Raw genomic sequence first — 16560 nt, forward strand, 5'->3', positions numbered from 1 at the left:
CTTCCAGGCCCTGGCCGAGAGGCTTGAGCAGTACTCACCGCAGTGGGCTTCTCAGGTGTGCGACGTGCCCGCCGAGTTGGTAGAGAAGGTAGCCAGGGAGTTCGGTACCATAAGGCCAGCTGTGATAGATCCGGGATGGCACGATCCCAAGTACGAGAATTCAGTTCAGACGTGGAGAATGGCTGCAGTACTCAACGCCATGGTCGGCAACATAGACAAGCCTGGCGGGTTGGTGTTCAATGCTGTTGGAAGGAACGTAACCAGCTCTCCACTACCGGAGAGCAGGGTTGATGTCCAGTGGATGAAGGAAAAGGGCATTATAGTATCAACAGCTCAGCCCCACATCCTCGCGTACATAGAGGCCATTCTAACCGGAAAGCCCTACCCCATAAAGGCTTTGATGGTATGGGGAGGGAACTGGATAAGGACGGTTCCGGACGAGGATAAGGTAAAGGCAGCCTTCAAGAAGCTGGAGCATGTGATAGTCGTGGACAACATGGCCACCGATACTGCCATGTACGCCGATGTCATACTTCCAGATACTACTTACTTGGAGAGAGATGACCCACTGTTCGGGGTGGCCTTCACTCCTGACAAGGCCATGTACTCAGCATTCAAGGTTATCGATCCGATATACGACGCGAGGCCCCTGATAGATATAGCGGTTTCAATTGCCGATAAAATGGGCATGAAGGAGAAGTACTTCCACGCTTTAGCTGTCATACTAGGTATGGGTGAGGATAAGGCTCCAGTTTTGCAGCAGGCTTACGAAGCAGAGGGAATAGCTGGCATAAGGAAGCTGCAAGCGAAGGGCAAGGGGATCGATCTGGGTGAGCTCCAGAGCAAGGGAGTAGTCCTCCTGACGCCAAGGGAGAAGCTCATAGGTACTATGCCCTACAAGAAGCCCTTGCAAACGCCGACAGGTAAAGTGGAGATTTACAGCATGAAACTCCTCGGAATCACCAGTAAGGCAGGAAAGAATCCCAACTGGGATCCGTTACCGGATTGGGTGCCACCAAGGGTATTTAACAAGGCTAGCGGGAACGTCTTCTATCTGACTTACGGCAGGAGTCCCGTGACGAGCCACACCCACACATCGGATAACGATCTCCTGATTTCCATAGCTAGGAAGGGGCACTACGGCCTCTGGATAAACGCTAAGAGAGCTGCTGAGCTGGGGATAAAGGATGGTGACTTAGTTAAGGTGACCAGCTTGGCCACAGGGAAGTCTGCAACCGCAGTTGCCTTCGTGACCGAGGGAGTCAGGCCCGACACCGTGTTCACCGTGTCCGGATGGGGAATAGAGAGTGACAGGCTCACGAACGCCAAGAGGGTAGGAGGAGTACCGATGAACAGGATGTGGAAGATCTTCGAAGATCAGTACAAGCTGCTGCCCAACGCCCTGATGCAGGAGATCCTTGTGAGGGTTGAGAAGGCGTAGGAGGTGGTTGGATGGCCAAGTACGCGATGGTTATTGATACCCGCAGCTGCATAGGTTGCGGGGCCTGTATAGCGGCCTGCGATCTGGAGAATGACACGGAGTGGAGGGATGGCAGGCGCAGGACCCACGTTCCAGAGTTCTTCTTCGGCGAGTTCCCCAATGTCACGAGGGTCTTCGTCCCGAGGCTGTGCATGCACTGCGAGAACCCACCGTGCGTCACCGTATGTCCGACCGGGGCGAGCTACAAGAATGAGGATGGGGTCGTTTTGGTGCATCACGAGATATGCATAGGCTGCAAGTACTGCATAGTGGCCTGTCCATACCTAGCTAGGTACTTGGACGAGAGGAAGGGTGTCATCGACAAGTGCACCTTCTGCTACGACAACCGCGTCCTTCAAGGCAGGCAGCCAGCGTGCGTGGAGACCTGCGTCGGCCACGCTAGGATATTCGGTGACCTGGAGGACCCGAACAGCGAGGTGTACAAGTTAGCGAAGTCCGGCGTTGCTGTGCAGCTCAGACCTGATCTGCTCACCGAACCAAAGGTGTTCTACATCAGGAGAGCTGTGGAGGAGTGATGGAGGTGGTTAGATGATATTTCAAGATGCGTGGGGTTGGTATATTGCCATATACCTCTTCCTAGGAGGTATGGGCGGCGGTGGCATGCTCGCCAGCTACTACCTAGCCAAGAAGGCCAACGACATAAAGGTGACATCTAAGGCCGCTCTCCTCTCCCTGATAATCGTTGTAGTAGGTACTCTGTTCCTGATACTCGACTTGGGAAGACCGGAGAGATTTTACTTGGTGTTCATGAGTCCCAAGCTCAACTTCGGCTCCATGATAACCATAGGCTCGATGATCCTCACCATATTCATGATATTAGGTGCCCTCTACGTGACCGCAATAAACGACTGGTTCAAGTTCCTTCCATGGTACGGGAACGAGAAGGTGGCTGACATTACGGGCTTCCTAGCCGCGGCGTTCGGCTTCCTAGTCACCTACTACACTGGAGTATTGATAGGCATCGTGAGGCAGATCCCGATCTGGCACACTCCAGCGCTACCACTTCTCTTCGTGGCCTCAGCACTCTCCACAGGGGTGGTCGCCGTGATGTGGACCAACGTGGCTGTCGGGATAAGATCGCCGCCAGCTGAGAGGAAGTACCACTACGAGTACTGTGTGATGCTATCCAAGTGGGACTCTGCCCTCATAGCCATCGAACTCCTCATCCTGTTCACCTACATGGGAATGATGATAGAGGGCCCCATCGAGGCTTCTCTGGCGGTTAACAGACTTCTCTTCGGAGATCTGTCACTGATGTTCATCGTCGGAGTCGTGCTGATGGGTCTAGCCATCCCGTTCCTGCTCGAGTACGTGCACATAATGGGAGAGCATAAGGAAACGGAGAAGATAGGAGCTAGGTGCCTCATGCCCGTGATAGCAGGGATACTGGTCGTCATCGGAGGGTTGCTGCTCAGGTACGTGGTACTGGCGGTAGGGGCCAACACGGTCTTCCTGCCCCCGTGAACCCTCATTCCTCTCCTAATTTCTTTCTCCCCTCATCTTTACTTTTCCCGGGTCTAGAAAAGAAGGATAAGAAGAATCAAGCTAGAAGATCCTCTCTCCTAGGTCATCCTCCACCCTATAACCCGTAGGTGGTCTTTCCCTCCTTATTGCATCTAGTAGAGATGCCAGCATGTCCTCCTTCACCCTCTCACTCACGACTAAGTCGTACCTCTCCCATCCAATCGGCACGAACTTCAGGCCGTAAATCTCAGCCACGGGTCTGATGGTGAGGGTTATATCCGCCCTTCCCTCGGCGACCGCCCTGCAGGCATCTGTGTGCGTGAAGAACTCCTCGTTATACCCTTTCACCCTGCTCTTCAACTCCCTAGGATCTACATCCTCATCCTCGGCCAATTTGGATAGTATGCTGTCGAGGAGCAATCTAGTACCGGACCCTCTGTTCCTGTTGGCCAAGACCACCCTTCCACTGAGGAGATCCCTACGATGGAAATCCATATCCCTCCTCATGGCCCATCCAACTTCCCTACTGTATCCCCTGAGGAGGGATACCCCACCAGTTGGGAAAAGTCTCCTGACGATGGGCTCGTTGTACCGTCCGCTTGTTTCGTCCAGCAGGTGGATGCCGGATACATCAGCGTCACCCATCATCATGGACAGGAGTCCTCCGTAGGAGCCTATCCAGTGGACCTCAATAGCCCCACTCAACTTACTGACAGCCCTCTCCAGCAATAGATCGTGGCTTCCAGCTATGAGGAGATCCGGTCTTTCGATCACCTTCTCGACGGATTTTCGGACCACTCCCATCTCCTTCTCTGCTTTCTCATAGATCGAAAGTAGTCTCTTGCCGTCATCCGTCAGGGTAGTTCCTCCCCCGTACTTCCCTCCCCTCTTGGGAGCTATGACGCTCCTCCCGAGCTTCCTCTCCAATGAAGTGATGGTCCTCCATGCCTTGGAATAGGGGATTCCGATGAGCTTCGTCGCCGCGAGAAGGGATCCCGTTCTGGAAACGGCCCTTAAGAGATCCGCTATCCTCCCGTCGAGGATGACTTTCCCATCTTTGATGAGTCTTATGTCCACCTCCACCTCGAGCTCGTCTAGGGGATCCGCATCGACCATCTCCTCAGCCTTTTACATTTGTTCGAGTGGGCTATTAATAGGTCACTCCTCTCCCTCCACCGCTACAGAGAGCCTCTCAGCTATCTTGGATATCTGCCTGTCGAAGAAGCCCTTGAAGCTCCTATAGAACAGCTTCGCCAAGTCGTAGAAGAACAGGAGGAAGAGGAAGAGAAGCACGAGTAGGGCCACCTTGGAGACTATGCTCCCCAACGGGACTCCTTCCAGGTAGTTAGGGACGAACATTATCAGGAGGGATATGATCGCTAGGTAGAAGATGTCAGCCAGCGCTCTCTTCACCGCTGCCTCGGTCACAAGGCCCATCTCCCTCACTAGCCATTTACTCAGGAGGTCTAGGAGGGACTTTATGGAGAGGAGGATCCTGTAGCCGAAGTAAACCACCACTATGAACTCAGCAATGTTAAGCACGGTCACTGGGCTGATCTTCAGGTCCAGAATCATTAAGGGGCCTAAATCCGTCACCAGCCCGTAGAAGAGCCTTATGACAATTACCCAGAGGGTCAACTTTATGGATGAGGCTAGGAGTACCCTGAGATTCGCTTCCAAGGGAGTTACCTTCTTCTTGACCCTTTTCACCTTCACCTCGGGCTTAGGGGTCCTTCTCTCAAGCTTGATGGGTTTCTCCGGAATCCTAGAGGCGATCACCATGTAAGCGGAGAAGGCCAGTGGTACGAGGGCCATGTACCAGAGGAAGGGCAGGAACATACCCAGCGCGGTGGTCACGGCGGCAACGAGGAGTCTAACGTCCCTGCTGGCTGGGCTCCAAGCCCTGAGTCTCACCACCCTCTCGGTGCTCCAACCCGCCAAGTGGGAGACGTAACTCGTCACGAAGACGTTTCCTGCAGCTAGTCCAAGGAGGAAGATCTGCCAAGGTTCTAGAAACGTGACTCCAGTTCCTATCGCTGCCACTATCAGCAGGTCAGAGTACCTGTCGAGGAAGGCATCGAGAAGGCCTCCGAACTCGCTGGCCGTTCCGAACAACCTAGCTATCTCGCCGTCCATTCCATCTATTATGGAGGAGAGCTGGATTATGAGGGCCGCGGGCACCAGGAACCCCCTGTATATGAGGACCGCCGCTAGCCCCATCAGGGAGAAGGCTAGGAGGGATATCAGGTTCGGACTGACGTATATGCCCCTCAAGAAGAGGGCGACCGAGAGCCTAGTGGAGATCTGCCTGTTTATGTAGCGGGAGACTGGACCGTCCCCTGGCTTGATGAGGCTCCTCCTGAGGAGGAGCGGCAGTATCTTCCTCGCTTCCTCCAAATCCTCTGGGGTGTCCACATCCATCCAGATGAGGCCCGTCACATCCACGTACGAGACCTCGCCGTAGGCTATCGCCTTCCTCAGGGCATCAGCTATCGTTGCCTTCTCCCCTTTCTCCTCTATCGTCTCCCTAGCTATCACCTCAGCCTTCTCGGTGCAGTAAAATATGCCCGTGTCTATCCCGTAATGGGGCACCGCGTCCTTCCCGACCTCCTTCACCTCGCCGTCCTCCAGCACGACCTTCAGGCCCTCCTCCAGCTTGTCCCACGGTGGATTCCTGTCGAGAGATAGGGTGAAAGCCCTGCTCCCTCCTTTCCTGAGCATCCTCCTAAGGATCTCGGGCTCGAATATGTGATCCGACATCAGCACGAGGTACTCGGAGCTGTCAGCGACCTTGACACCCGTCAAGAAAGAGTAGAGGTTACCAAAGCCCTCTTCCCTATCCGTGGTGACCACCTTCACGCTGTCCCCGTACCTCTCGACGAAGAACCTTGCTAGGCTCGGCCTAGTCACTATGATGATGTCCCTGATGCCTTCCTCCCTCAACCACCTTATTGTAAGGTCCAGAACCGTGAGGTTGGGCGCGAGCTCGAAGAGCGCCTTGGGCACCTCTAGCGAGTAGGGCCGCATTCTAGTAGCCTTTCCTGCGGCGAGTATGATCGCGGGGGGCCTTCTCACACTAGTAATGAACCCTACCAACTAATAAAGGATGAGACCTCTCCCTCTTGGGAGGGGGCGCGGGCTAGCTCTAATGCCCTCTTCAAGTCATCAATTATGATGCGAGGATCCTCGAGACCCACCGAGAGCCTGACGGTCCTCTCACTTATGCCCATCTCTTTAACTAAAGAGGGAGACAGGGAGGAAGCAGAAGTCAGGGGTCTGCTGATCAGGCTTGCAGGCGCTCCCAAGCTGGGAGCTGGCCTCACCACCCTGAGGTGTCTGAACATCCTCTCCGGATCCACCTTAGGGATGAAGGTTATGACGCCACCGTACATCCCGTGGAAGAGCTCTCTCGCGATTCGATGGTCGGGGTGCGACTTCAGACCCGGGTACCTGACCTCCTCCACTAGATCGCACCCCTCTAGGAACTTGGCTACCTCCAAGGCAGTTTGGGAATGCCTCTTAACCCTGAGCTCAAGTGTTTGCAAACCTCTGAGGACAAGGAAGGCCCTAAAGGGATCCAGTATAGTTCCCAGTCTCCTCCTCCACTCCCAAAGCTCTCCAACGTCATCGGATGTGAGGGCACCCGCGATTACATCGTTGTGGCCCGCCAAGTACTTGGTGGCGCTCTGGATCGAGTATGAAGCGAATTTACTGGGTTTCAGCAGGACAGGAGAGGCGAATGTGTTATCTACTGCCAGCTCCACCCCCTTCTCCTCACACCTGTCCGATAGAGATGGGAGATCGGGCACCCTCAGCATGGGGTTGGTTATCGTTTCGACGAAGATGAGACCCCACTCGCTGGACACGGCATCCACTACCTCTTTGATCGGAACCAGCTTAACTCGAAAGCCCATCCCTCTCAGATGAAGGGCGAGAGCCACCGTGGTTGGATAAGCGTCAACACCCATCAAGATGCCCTCTCTAGCCTTAGATAGTAGGAGGGTCGAGATGGATGCCATGCCGCTGTTGAAAGCCAGTCCGTCTTCGAAACCATCTAGGTCAGCTAGGCTCCTCTCGAGCGCTCGGACGGTGGGATTCTCCTCCCTCGAATACTTCAGGTCCGTGCCCCTGTCCGAGATGCTGGGTTCACCGGTGGGAAGTGGATTGAGAAAGGTGGCCGTCATGTAGATCGGGGTCTCCAACGGGATGAAGTTTGGCATGGGCCTTCAGGAAATTCCCTGGTAATAATTTTAAGTAATGAGATATTCCTAAAGGAATAATGATAAGGGACCTTTCCTCGATAGCGAGGGAGAGGAGGGCGCTGGGTCTGAGCCAGAAGGAGCTCGCTAAGATGGCGGGGGTTAGTCAATCACTTATCTCAAAGGTGGAGAGGGGGCAGATGGTCCCCAGCTACGAGGTTGCGCTGAGGATATTCGAGGCTTTGGAGAGGGCCAGGCGGAAGAGGGGATGCACCAAGGCGTCTGAGGTGATGAGCTCCCCCGTGATACACGTGACTCCGGAGGAGACTGTCAGTAGGGCCATCTCCATAATGGGAGAGAGGGGGATCTCCCAGCTTCCCGTGATGACCGGCGGGAGAGTGGTAGGTTCGGTGACGGAGGAGGGGCTACTGAGGAAGCTCTCCTCCCTATCCCCGGAGTCGAGGGTGGAGGAGGTCTTGGAGGAGGCCTTCCCCATTCTGCCAGCTGACGCCTCCCTTCCCCTCCTGAGGGATATGCTCTTCCTCTATCCAGCGGTCCTCATCCAGGAGAGGGGAAGGATCGTGGGAATAGTCACAAAGAGCGACCTCCTAAAGGGTCTGGGGAGGGAGTGCTAACCCCAATCTCGGAAGGGCTGAGCTTCAGTCATCATCCTCTTCGACCCACCAGTAAGAGGTAGGCGTATATCACGAATCCCTCCACTAGGGAGAAGATGAGGGCCATTTGGAGGTCCTTTCCTATACCCCTGGTGACGAACCCCTCCACCAGAGCGGCGTACACCAGTACTAGCAGGGCCAGCCCCAGCACTCCTAGCTTGCCCCTTATTACCTCACCCGCAGATCTCAACCTGCTCCCCGATCGGGGTACTATAATCTCTCTCACCGCGGAGAGGGCTATGGATGTCGAGATGAATATGGCAGTGAGCTCTGGAACTCCGTGAGGTAGGATCAAGCCCAAGGTCTGTACGGGCCCTGCCTTGGATACGACGATCACGAGTCCGACTAGGGCTCCGTTGGCGGTCAGCACCAGGGGTGCGGGGAATATCGCAGGGGCAGTGCCAACAACGGTGAGGGCCACCCTGACGTTGTTCATCAGGATAAGAAGTGAGAGGATCACGGGATTCAGCTGGCTCACCGCCTCTCCCCTTCCGAACAGCTCCTTCAGGAGAGTTTCGAGCCACGCAGGCCTGTAGTTGTAGGCTGCGAGGAGGGAGGCCGTGAATATCATTAGGGAGAGGAGGAAGTAGGGGGCCAGCTCCCTGAACTCCCTCGGTCCTTCCAAGAACACTCTCCTGACATCGAAGCCTCCTCGCGGAGGTTCTCTCATAAGGGCCCTCATCAGTTCGACTCTGTTCCTTAGTATCTCCCTGCTCTCAACGTGATAACACAGCTCCGCGGCCCTCTCATAGATCCTCGTTATTTTCTCAGGTCCTAAAAGGGTGAGCGAGAGTCTGGGCCTGGTGGCGAGGACGAAGGCCGCGCTCGCGACCTCCTCGGGGACCTCCTCCGGCAGCTCGTCGATCTTCACCCCACTAGAGAGCCTCTTCACCAGCTCCTCCCCTCCCTCCATAGTCATCAGCTCCTGTGACGTTGCCTCAAGTATCCCCTTCCTTATGTCCACGGCCACATCAGATCTGCCGGACGGCAGCTCCAAGGTGAGGAGGTCTTTGGATGCCACGACAGTTCCTGCCGCCAGATCGCCTATCCTCGTGCCATCTGTGAAGAGGATAGATAGATAAAGGGTCAGGGCGTCCACCAGTCTGAGCAAGTTCCGGACGATCGAGTCCTCCATCGATACCTTGGAGAGGGTGTTCAGTGAGATCACCCTCAGCCCCAAGGCTCGCTTGCCCGGTGTCGAGGAGGTGAGCCCCTCGAAGAGGGTGAAGTAACCGAGAAATATGAGGAGGAATATGGAGGAGAGGAGCGACAGCCCGAGGAACCCCGCTCCCTCCGTGAGGGGTTCCGCAAAGAGGACCACGGGCACGTACGCGAGTGTAACTATGGAGAGATCTATCAGATGAGCGATCACCCTAGTGGAGAGCTTAGAAGGTCTAATTCCGTATAGGATAGTCCATCACCCTCCCTTCCACGAAGTGAACCCTCAATCCCACCCTCATCAGCTAGGAAAGATAAAAATATGGGAGGAGGAGGTTATTAGCGATGGTCAACAAGGTGAAGATATCGGTCTATTACACTCCTGAGTGTCCCAAGGATCCGGTCGTTGAGGAGATAAAGAAGGCCGTTGAGGAGGCTGGATTGAAGGATTACGAGCTGGAGGAGATTCTCCTCGCCAGTGATGAGGAGGCAGCCCAGCACAGAGTTCTGGGCGTCCCCACCGTGAGGATCAACGGCGTGGATGTGGATCCCTCCTTCGAGGACAGGGGGGTGTACACGTCCACCTGTAGCAGGATATACAAGTGGGCCGGGAAGTACCACGACTACCCTCCCAAGGGGATGATAGTCGAGGCCCTCAGGAGGGTGCTCTCCACATCCGGGTAAGTTTAAAAGGCCCTCCGCACCATCATCTTCTATGAATACCTTAGAGCGAACTCTCGATCACGAAATTGTGAGCAGGCTGAACGGTTCAGAGAGGCTCTTGAGGGTCTACGACTACCTCAGAAGCAACAGGAGGATAAGGGGCCTCTTAGACATGTCCAATATAGTGCTGGTCCACAGGCTCAAGTTCAACGATCACGGGGTGACTCACGCGATGATAACCACCAGAAATTCGCTGAAGATCCTCGACATACTGGGGCCGGAGATCGTGGTCACTGAAGACTGGAGGGACTTCGAGGATTCCAAGCTTATAGTGATGGTGGCCAGCTACCTACACGACATCGGGAACTCCATACACAGGGAGGAGCATGAGTTCCTCAGCGTAATGCTAGCTAAACCTTTTGTGGAGGAGATAACCTCCATGGTCTACGAGGATGAGGAGAAGGCCGTGAAGGTTGCCAGTATGATATACGAGGCCATAATGTGCCACATGGGGAGGTTCGAGCCCACCAGCATAGAGGCTGGAGTCGTGGCCACTGCCGATGGTTGTGACATGGAACAGGAGAGGGCCAGGCTCCCGTTCAGGCTCGGAGGCCACGACATCCACAAGTACTCCGCCCTCTCAGTTCAGAAGGTGGAGATAACGAGGGGAGAGGAGAAACCCCTGAGGATAGAGGTTTACATGAAGGATCCGAGCGGTACCTTCCAGATAGAGGAGATCCTGATGAAGAAATTGAGGGGAACCAAGTTCGAGAGGTTCGTTGAAATCTACGCGATAATTGGCGGGAGGGAAGTTATCAGGTTCATCTGAGTTATCGTAATAGGGCTCACCCTCCTAATCGGCAGATGGACCCCGAAAGCGCTTGATCAGCTCTTCGGGGGTTAGTACCGGTACGTTGACCCATGCGAAGTGCCTCTTGTTATAGGTCACGATCCAAGTCCCGAGATGCTCTGCTTGGGCCCCTATCAAGTAATCCCTAGCATGATGCCTGAACGGCAAGGCCCTTCTATTCGTGAACGCCCTTTCAGCCACTTTTTCAGTGATTTCCCTAGTGATAGGCGGTATCTCTGCCCTCAACGCCCTCAAGTCTGATGCGAGGTCTTCCAGATCCAAGCCGATGTAGAGGTACCACAGAGCAGTCTCTGCGTGAACAATCGGGCTAATATATATCCTGAACCTCTCTAAGTTCACTCTGAGCCAAGAAAGGAAGGGTCTATTCCTGAAGATCATGCTATCAAGCATTATCCTCTTCTGCAAACTCTATCCCCCAGTTCCCTCTGAAAAGCTCGGGCGTCAATCCTCTCCTGACAGCCTTCTCTATCTTACGCGATCTTTCGGCCCAATCGGGATCCTCTGCCTCTACCTTAGCTTCAGCCTTCTCCAGTTCCTCTGCCACGTCGTGATCTACTGATCGATCCTCCTCTTCTAATAGATCCCGCTCGAAGAGGTCAAGGAGCATTTCCAAGACCTTATGCTGAGGTACGTCAAGGAGGGAAGCGAGTCTCTTCACTCTCCTCCTCAGCTCCTCAGGCACTGTTATCGTTGACGACATTAATTAATTGAATAATTGTATCGCTTAAATAGTTGATGGTCAAGGTCAGGGCCTAGCACATAAGCCCAATCCCTGCTGCATCTTCAGCTACTACTTGCGGGCAGTCTCCTCAGGACCTCCAAGAGGAAGGCTGTTGAGGAGATGGCCCCCAGCACATCCCTCTCGCCAGCCTGCATGACGAACCTGTAGGAGCCCTCCATCCTGTCGGCCATCTCGTGGAAGAAGTCAGGGTACCTCCTCACCGCAGCGTACTCAGCCAAGCTCTCTCTATAGGGATCCCAGTCCGGGGCCGCTACCCTTAACACTTCCTCGGCCACCTCCCTAAGCAAGGCTAGCGCGCTGCCGGGATCCCTGTGAGCCAGCTCCTTGGCCCTCTCCAGCTTCCCCTCCAATCGGGAGATCACCACCAGTACCTCCCGGTCCTCCTTCTGGGCGGCCTCCTGGGCGGTCCCGGCTCGTACTCGAAGAAGAGCTTGTTCACTATGCCGGCAGCTATCAGCAGCGCCACCAGCGCTATGTCCAGATACTTGCCGATGCCCTCTCCCCACTTCACCCAAGCCTGCTCCTCCCCCACGGTGAAGGAGAGGCTCAGGGACCTAGGCGCCTCCGTGACCAGGAAGCCTATTTCGTAGAACGCAACTGCCATGAAGACTAGGAAAGCGGCGATGAAGTATGGATTCGTGGACTCCTTAGCCAGGGCGTATATCGAGGCTAGGCCGCCCAGCGCGAGCATGAACGTGCTGAGCATGAGGAAGAACTTGGTAAGTCCGGTCCTGTACCTGGAGCCGGGAGGAAGCCTGCCCTGCTCCGACAGCCAAGTGAAGGTCTGGAGGGCGAAGCTGAGGGAGGACCTGTTGCCCGAGGACCAGATGAAGGTGAGGGGGTTACCCTCGTACTTGAAGTAGCCACCTAGCTGTGGCAGGTAGCCCTCCATCCACCACCACGGCGATATCATCACGAACAGCAGGAGCACTAGGGAGGCCGCGCCTAGCCAGTTCAATTCGCCCGCACCTCCCTAGCCTACAGGAAAACGTAAAAAAGATAGTCTCCCAGATGGAATATGCTGACGATCGACGAACTCAGGCTGGACTGGAAGAGAGTGACGGAGTCGATAACGGGCTTTGTGAAGGGAATGGTCGCCGGATCGAGAACCAATGGCGTCGTCTTAGGGTTGAGCGGAGGGGTGGATTCCACCGTGACCGCTTACCTCGCCGTGAGGGCCTTGGGGTCTGATAGGGTATTCGGCCTCATAATGCCCGACTCCCGCATCACCCCTCGCGAGGATGTGGAGGACGCTAGGATGGTAGCTGACGAGCTGGGCATATCCTACTGGGAGAGGGACATAGCTGACATAGTGGATGCCTTCACCAAGTCGGAGTTCTTTAGCCCGGAGGACAGAGTGGCTTTAGGGAACCTGAGAGCTAGGATAAGGATGTCCCTCCTCTACTACGTGGCGAACAGCAGGAATCTACTAGTAGCCGGCACTGGAGACAGGAGCGAGATACTGATAGGGTACTTCACCAAGTACGGGGACGGGGGCGTGGACTTCTTGCCAATCGGAGATCTCTACAAGACCCAGGTCAGGTGGCTGGGGGGGTGGCTCGGCGCCCCCGAGAGGATAGTCAGCAAGCCCAGCAGCCCCCAACTCTGGAGAGGGCACAGGGCTGAGGAGGAGCTGGGTATTCCCTATGAGAGGATCGATCTCATCTTGCACGCGATATTCGACCTGAGGATGGGCCATGATGAGGTCAGGAGGATGTTCGGCGCGGATGTGGACAGGGTTCTGGAGATGCACGCGAGAACGGCGCATAAGAGGACCATGCCTCCCGTAGCGAGGGTCAGGCTTTGAGCTTAGAGGATATAGCCAGGGAAATAAGGTTCTGCAGGCGCTGCCCCCTCCACGCCAGCAGGACGAATGCCGTGCCTGGAGAGGGTAATCCCAATGCCAAGGTGGTTTTCGTGGGGGAGGCGCCGGGGAGGAACGAAGACCTGCAAGGTAGGCCCTTCGTGGGGGCTGCCGGAAAGCTGCTGACGGAGTTATTGGCCTCGATAGGTTTGAGGAGGGAGGATGTTTTCATAACCAATGTGGTGAAGTGCAGGCCGCCCAACAACAGGGACCCGAGGCCGGAGGAGATTGAAGCTTGTCTACCCTTCCTCGAGAGGCAGCTCCGGGCGATAGATCCGGATGTGATAGTGGCTCTGGGCAGGCACAGCGCTCTGACCCTCCTGAGGCTGGCAGGAAGGGAGGAGAGGTCCATCATGAGGATAAGGGGGAGGGTGTTCGAGGTGGAGCTGTTCGGTAGGAAGAGGTTGCTGATGCCCACGCTCCACCCGGCAGCTGCCCTCTACAATCCCAGGCTGAGGCCCCTGCTGGAGGAGGACTTCAGGAAGTTGAAGGGGATGCTAGGCGAGAGCAATCAGGATGAGGGGCTGGAGGCCTGGTTCTAGCCTTAATCCCGGTCCAGATAATCGGTCAGGCCTCCTCTAACCCTGACCCTGATTTTAGGGATCTCCCTGCCTCTCAGGTACGAGATTATCTCGTCCATGAGCTTGACATCAACGGGGAAGGGGACTCCATCCTTCCCGCCGAAGGCGAAGGAGTACTTGGCCGGATCCCTCACACTGGCCTTTTCCCCGTAAACCAGTTCGCTGAGCAGAGCTAGGGCTCTGAGTGCGGACCTCCCTATCCCCCTGATCTCCAAGAGCTCCTCGTAGCTGGAAGGATTCAGTTGATAGGCTCGCTCCAGCGCGCTCCAGTCTATCCTCCTCGGCATCTTGAGAACCCTGTACTCGCTCATCAGCCTCCTGAGCCTGGCCGTTCCCTCTTTAACTAGGTCGAGGGAGGCTTTTCTCACGCCCTCGCTCTCCCTAGCCACTAGATTGAGCACCCTTACCTTCCCGGCCTCGGATATGATGCTGTGGTGAGGCTCTATGACGAAGCTCTCCACCCTACTCCCGAGCCAGTGGTATCTCCTAGCCATCCTCAGGGAGGGATTCATACCTTGCTGGACCACAGCCCACTCCCCGTTCTCAGTCACTACAAAGGCGTGGTGGTAAAGATCGAAGCCGTCTTGCAGTACCGAGTTATCGACCTTGGCCGAGAGCCTGCTGGCCCTTACCAAGGGAGAGGGATCGAGACCGAACTCCTCCGCTATAGATGCTAGCTCTTGAGGGGTTTTCAGGGAGGTCCTGCCCTTCCCCCCAGCTAACCTGACGCCCATATCCTCCTCTTGTAGGGCCTCTTTCAATGCTGCGGTCAGCACGGTAGTGACTCCCGAGGAGTGCCAGTCATATCCCAGGACACATCCTAAGGCTTGGAACCAGTGTGGGTCAGCCAATCTCTCGAGGAGACCCCTCTTCCCGTATTCGGAGACCACGGAAGAGAGTATGGGCTTGGCCAGCTCCTTCATGCGCCTGAAGAGCCAAGCCGGAGCCTTCCCTCCATGAAGAGGGAGGTGGGCCTCCCCTGTCCTCCTCATTCCTATATGCTGGATACATTAAGGCGAAAATAACCTTTCGGAATGCTGGTGATAGACGACTTTACAGGAAAAGTTTCATATGTGTGTCTTGATGACCGTCATTTGAAGATTTCATTGTATTCATGTAGCTTATGGAACACGAGAAGCGTTATTTTTAGTTAAATAGAAGTGCTATATGGAGGATCTCATTAAAATGAGTCTCGATACGCCCCTTTCACTCGTTTCAACCCTTTCGCTAGTAACGGATTTATAACCGAGGGTTACCTATACTTATGCTTACCCTCGAAGAGGTGTTGAAAGAAGCATCATCAAAGGGAGTCAAATTCGTAGAGCTTGAGTACGTGGATCTCTCTGGCACCTTGAGGAGCGAGATCCTCTCCTTGGAAATCTTCGAATCCAAGAAGGGTGGTTCCTTCGATGCCAGCAGCGTGGGCCTCTCTGTCATAGAGTGGAGCGATGCCGTGCTCATCCCGGATCCCCAGACAGCCGTGATCAAGGACGATGTACTCAGAATGCTTAGCGAGATATGGGAGCCCTTCGGAGGAGGTAGATCCCCCAAGGACCCTAGATACGTGGCCAAGAGGGCCGAGGACCTCCTGGCCACCCAAGGCTACAAGGGGATGGTCGGCCCCGAGATGGAGTTCATGACCCTCAACGAGGACCTGAGACCCGTCTTCGCGTGGGGAAATGCTCCCAAAATCAACTATCACCTGAGCTCTCCCTCAGATCCCCTCTACGAGTTCAAGCTCAAGGTGATGGACGAGCTGATGAGCCTGAACCTGCAACCGGAGGTCACGCACCACGAGGTAGGTGTGGGCCAGTCCGAGGTCTCGGTCAGGGCGGACACACCCCTCAGGGCGGCGGATAAGGTGATGAGGGTCAAGAGGGGTATAAAGGAGGTGGCTAGGGATTTGGGCCTCATAGCCACGTTCATGCCCAAGCCCGTTCCCGGGGACAATGGGAGCGGGATGCACTTACACCTGAGTCTATGGGAGGGCGGTAGAAACCTCTTCTACGATCCGGACGATGAGTATGCTGAACTGAGTCAGCTGGGTAGGTACTTCGTGGGCGGCATAATCGAGCACATAGGCTCCCTCGCAGCCATAGTCGCGCCGACGGTCAACAGCTACAAGCGTTTGGTCCCGGGCTTCGAGGCCCCTATATACGCGATCTGGGGCAGGGCTAATAGGAGTGCCGCAATAAGAGTTCCCGTGTACAGGAAGGGTGGGAAGAATTCAAAAAGAGTGGAGTTCCGCGTTCCAGATCCGAGCTGTAACCCCTACCTTGCTTTCGCCGCCACGTTCGCCGCTGGCTTGGATGGCATAAGTAGGAAGATCGATCCGGGAGATCCGGTCGATGTGAACGCCTACACTCATGGGCTAAAGGCCAAGAGGCTCCCGAGAACCCTGCACGAGGCCTTGGACGAGCTTGAATCTGATAACGCCTACCTGAGCGGCGTGTTCGACTCCTCCACCTTGGAGTCCTACATCGAGATCAAGAGGAAGGAGGCATCGGAGATCGGATCTTGGCCAAGCGAGGCCGAGTACAGAGCATATTTGAGCGTATGATACGTTGATTGACGCGATCTCTGGCCGGATCGGCCCTCATCTGGCTACATTTTTATTCTGACACGCGCAGTTACTTGAGGATGGGTAACAGGGTTTCACTCCTCCTGCTGGTACTGGTACTCGCAGCGATTCTCTCTACCGCCCTGATTGAAGTGAGAGCGGCCGACTTCGACCTAGACGTGAGCCCCACGTACAGGAGGGTGAGGGCCGGTGAGACCGCCAACTTCACCGTGACCCTGATCACCATCACACCCGGCTACTCCAATGATGTCTACCTCAGGGC

Annotated in this window: 19 protein-coding genes; 10 read left to right on the forward strand and 9 right to left on the reverse strand. The window is 55.4% G+C overall.

What is annotated here, in order from left to right:
* The 3 genes from QI197_00575 to nrfD form a co-directional block, all read left to right on the forward strand.
* Positions 1-1441: molybdopterin-dependent oxidoreductase (locus QI197_00575; GenBank protein ID MDK2371874.1), on the forward strand; the 1441-nt coding region annotated here is incomplete at its 5' end.
* A gap of 11 nt (positions 1442-1452) precedes the next feature.
* Positions 1453-2016 carry a 4Fe-4S dicluster domain-containing protein gene (locus QI197_00580; GenBank protein MDK2371875.1) on the forward strand — a complete coding sequence of 188 codons (564 nt, stop codon included), beginning with the start codon at positions 1453-1455 and terminating at the stop codon, positions 2014-2016.
* A 13-nt stretch (positions 2017-2029) separates the two neighbouring features.
* Positions 2030-2965 (forward strand): polysulfide reductase NrfD, encoded by a 936-nt coding sequence (gene nrfD / locus QI197_00585; protein ID MDK2371876.1) that lies wholly within the window; start codon positions 2030-2032, stop codon positions 2963-2965.
* An 81-nt stretch (positions 2966-3046) separates the two neighbouring features.
* Here nrfD and QI197_00590 read toward each other — a convergent pair whose 3' ends face one another.
* The 3 genes from QI197_00590 to QI197_00600 are packed head-to-tail and all read right to left on the reverse strand — an operon-like array spanning position 3047 to position 7185.
* The gene (locus tag QI197_00590; GenBank protein MDK2371877.1) at positions 3047-4081 is read right to left on the reverse strand and encodes a substrate-binding domain-containing protein; all 1035 of its coding nucleotides are present in this window, start codon (positions 4079-4081) and stop codon (positions 3047-3049) included.
* A gap of 42 nt (positions 4082-4123) precedes the next feature.
* Complete coding sequence (locus QI197_00595; GenBank protein ID MDK2371878.1) at positions 4124-6040, reverse strand: sugar phosphate nucleotidyltransferase; 1917 nt, start codon at positions 6038-6040, stop codon at positions 4124-4126.
* Positions 6041-6054: 14 nt separating this feature from the next.
* Complete coding sequence (locus tag QI197_00600; GenBank protein MDK2371879.1) at positions 6055-7185, reverse strand: PLP-dependent transferase; 1131 nt, start codon at positions 7183-7185, stop codon at positions 6055-6057.
* A gap of 59 nt (positions 7186-7244) precedes the next feature.
* On the opposite strand from QI197_00600, the gene QI197_00605 reads away from it, so the two are divergent.
* Complete coding sequence (locus QI197_00605) at positions 7245-7799, forward strand: CBS domain-containing protein (protein ID MDK2371880.1); 555 nt, start codon at positions 7245-7247, stop codon at positions 7797-7799.
* A gap of 31 nt (positions 7800-7830) precedes the next feature.
* On the opposite strand, the gene QI197_00610 is transcribed toward QI197_00605, so the two are convergent.
* Positions 7831-9237 (reverse strand): stage II sporulation protein M, encoded by a 1407-nt coding sequence (locus QI197_00610; GenBank protein ID MDK2371881.1) that lies wholly within the window; start codon positions 9235-9237, stop codon positions 7831-7833.
* Positions 9238-9341: 104 nt separating this feature from the next.
* On the opposite strand from QI197_00610, the gene QI197_00615 reads away from it, so the two are divergent.
* A complete protein-coding gene (locus tag QI197_00615; GenBank protein ID MDK2371882.1) occupies positions 9342-9680 on the forward strand; it encodes a DUF2703 domain-containing protein in 339 nt (112 codons plus the stop codon).
* A gap of 67 nt (positions 9681-9747) precedes the next feature.
* Positions 9748-10488, forward strand: coding sequence for an HD domain-containing protein (locus tag QI197_00620; protein ID MDK2371883.1), 741 nt, complete (start codon positions 9748-9750; stop codon positions 10486-10488).
* Positions 10489-10512: 24 nt separating this feature from the next.
* Here the strand turns inward: QI197_00620 and QI197_00625 are convergent, their stop codons facing one another.
* The 4 genes from QI197_00625 to QI197_00640 form a co-directional block, all read right to left on the reverse strand.
* Entirely contained in the window at positions 10513-10935 is a 423-nt protein-coding gene (locus QI197_00625) for a hypothetical protein (protein ID MDK2371884.1), read from the reverse strand.
* Positions 10913-11212: a hypothetical protein gene (locus QI197_00630; protein ID MDK2371885.1), complete on the reverse strand. Its 300-nt coding sequence runs from the start codon at positions 11210-11212 to the stop codon at positions 10913-10915. The genes QI197_00625 and QI197_00630 overlap by 23 nt, the downstream gene beginning before the upstream one ends.
* Before the next feature lie 101 nt (positions 11213-11313).
* Positions 11314-11634 (reverse strand): hypothetical protein, encoded by a 321-nt coding sequence (locus QI197_00635; GenBank protein MDK2371886.1) that lies wholly within the window; start codon positions 11632-11634, stop codon positions 11314-11316.
* Positions 11631-12230 (reverse strand): hypothetical protein, encoded by a 600-nt coding sequence (locus QI197_00640; GenBank protein ID MDK2371887.1) that lies wholly within the window; start codon positions 12228-12230, stop codon positions 11631-11633. Before QI197_00640 ends, QI197_00635 begins: the two co-directional genes overlap by 4 nt.
* Positions 12231-12290: 60 nt before the next feature.
* On the opposite strand from QI197_00640, the gene QI197_00645 reads away from it, so the two are divergent.
* On the forward strand, positions 12291-13079 hold the full coding sequence (locus QI197_00645) for an NAD+ synthase (protein MDK2371888.1): 789 nt from the start codon (positions 12291-12293) through the stop codon (positions 13077-13079).
* Positions 13076-13678: a type-4 uracil-DNA glycosylase gene (gene udg, locus QI197_00650; protein MDK2371889.1), complete on the forward strand. Its 603-nt coding sequence runs from the start codon at positions 13076-13078 to the stop codon at positions 13676-13678. Before QI197_00645 ends, udg begins: the two co-directional genes overlap by 4 nt.
* Before the next feature lie 2 nt (positions 13679-13680).
* On the opposite strand, the gene QI197_00655 is transcribed toward udg, so the two are convergent.
* Positions 13681-14709 carry a DUF763 domain-containing protein gene (locus tag QI197_00655; protein ID MDK2371890.1) on the reverse strand — a complete coding sequence of 343 codons (1029 nt, stop codon included), beginning with the start codon at positions 14707-14709 and terminating at the stop codon, positions 13681-13683.
* Positions 14710-14981: 272 nt separating this feature from the next.
* Between QI197_00655 and QI197_00660 the strand changes: the two genes are divergently transcribed.
* Positions 14982-16277, forward strand: a complete 1296-nt coding sequence (locus QI197_00660) for a glutamine synthetase family protein (GenBank protein MDK2371891.1) — start codon at positions 14982-14984, stop codon at positions 16275-16277.
* 80 nt (positions 16278-16357) lie between these two features.
* Positions 16358-16560, forward strand: a 203-nt coding sequence (locus QI197_00665) for a hypothetical protein (GenBank protein MDK2371892.1), incomplete at its 3' end; no start/stop codon positions are given.

The sequence above is a fragment of the Thermoproteota archaeon genome (genome assembly GCA_030130125.1).
Classification (GTDB): domain Archaea; phylum Korarchaeota; class Korarchaeia; order Korarchaeales; family Korarchaeaceae; genus Korarchaeum.

Coding starts and splice junctions, on each gene's coding strand:
- QI197_00600 (MDK2371879.1), bottom strand. CDS start 7,185: ATGCCAAACTTCATCCCGTTGGAGACCCCGATCTACATGACGGCCACC.
- QI197_00580 (MDK2371875.1), top strand. CDS start 1,453: ATGGCCAAGTACGCGATGGTTATTGATACCCGCAGCTGCATAGGTTGC.
- QI197_00615 (MDK2371882.1), top strand. CDS start 9,342: ATGGTCAACAAGGTGAAGATATCGGTCTATTACACTCCTGAGTGTCCC.
- QI197_00590 (MDK2371877.1), bottom strand. CDS start 4,081: ATGGTCGATGCGGATCCCCTAGACGAGCTCGAGGTGGAGGTGGACATA.
- QI197_00605 (MDK2371880.1), top strand. CDS start 7,245: ATGATAAGGGACCTTTCCTCGATAGCGAGGGAGAGGAGGGCGCTGGGT.
- nrfD (MDK2371876.1), top strand. CDS start 2,030: ATGATATTTCAAGATGCGTGGGGTTGGTATATTGCCATATACCTCTTC.
- QI197_00655 (MDK2371890.1), bottom strand. CDS start 14,709: ATGAGGAGGACAGGGGAGGCCCACCTCCCTCTTCATGGAGGGAAGGCT.
- QI197_00660 (MDK2371891.1), top strand. CDS start 14,982: ATGCTTACCCTCGAAGAGGTGTTGAAAGAAGCATCATCAAAGGGAGTC.
- QI197_00645 (MDK2371888.1), top strand. CDS start 12,291: ATGCTGACGATCGACGAACTCAGGCTGGACTGGAAGAGAGTGACGGAG.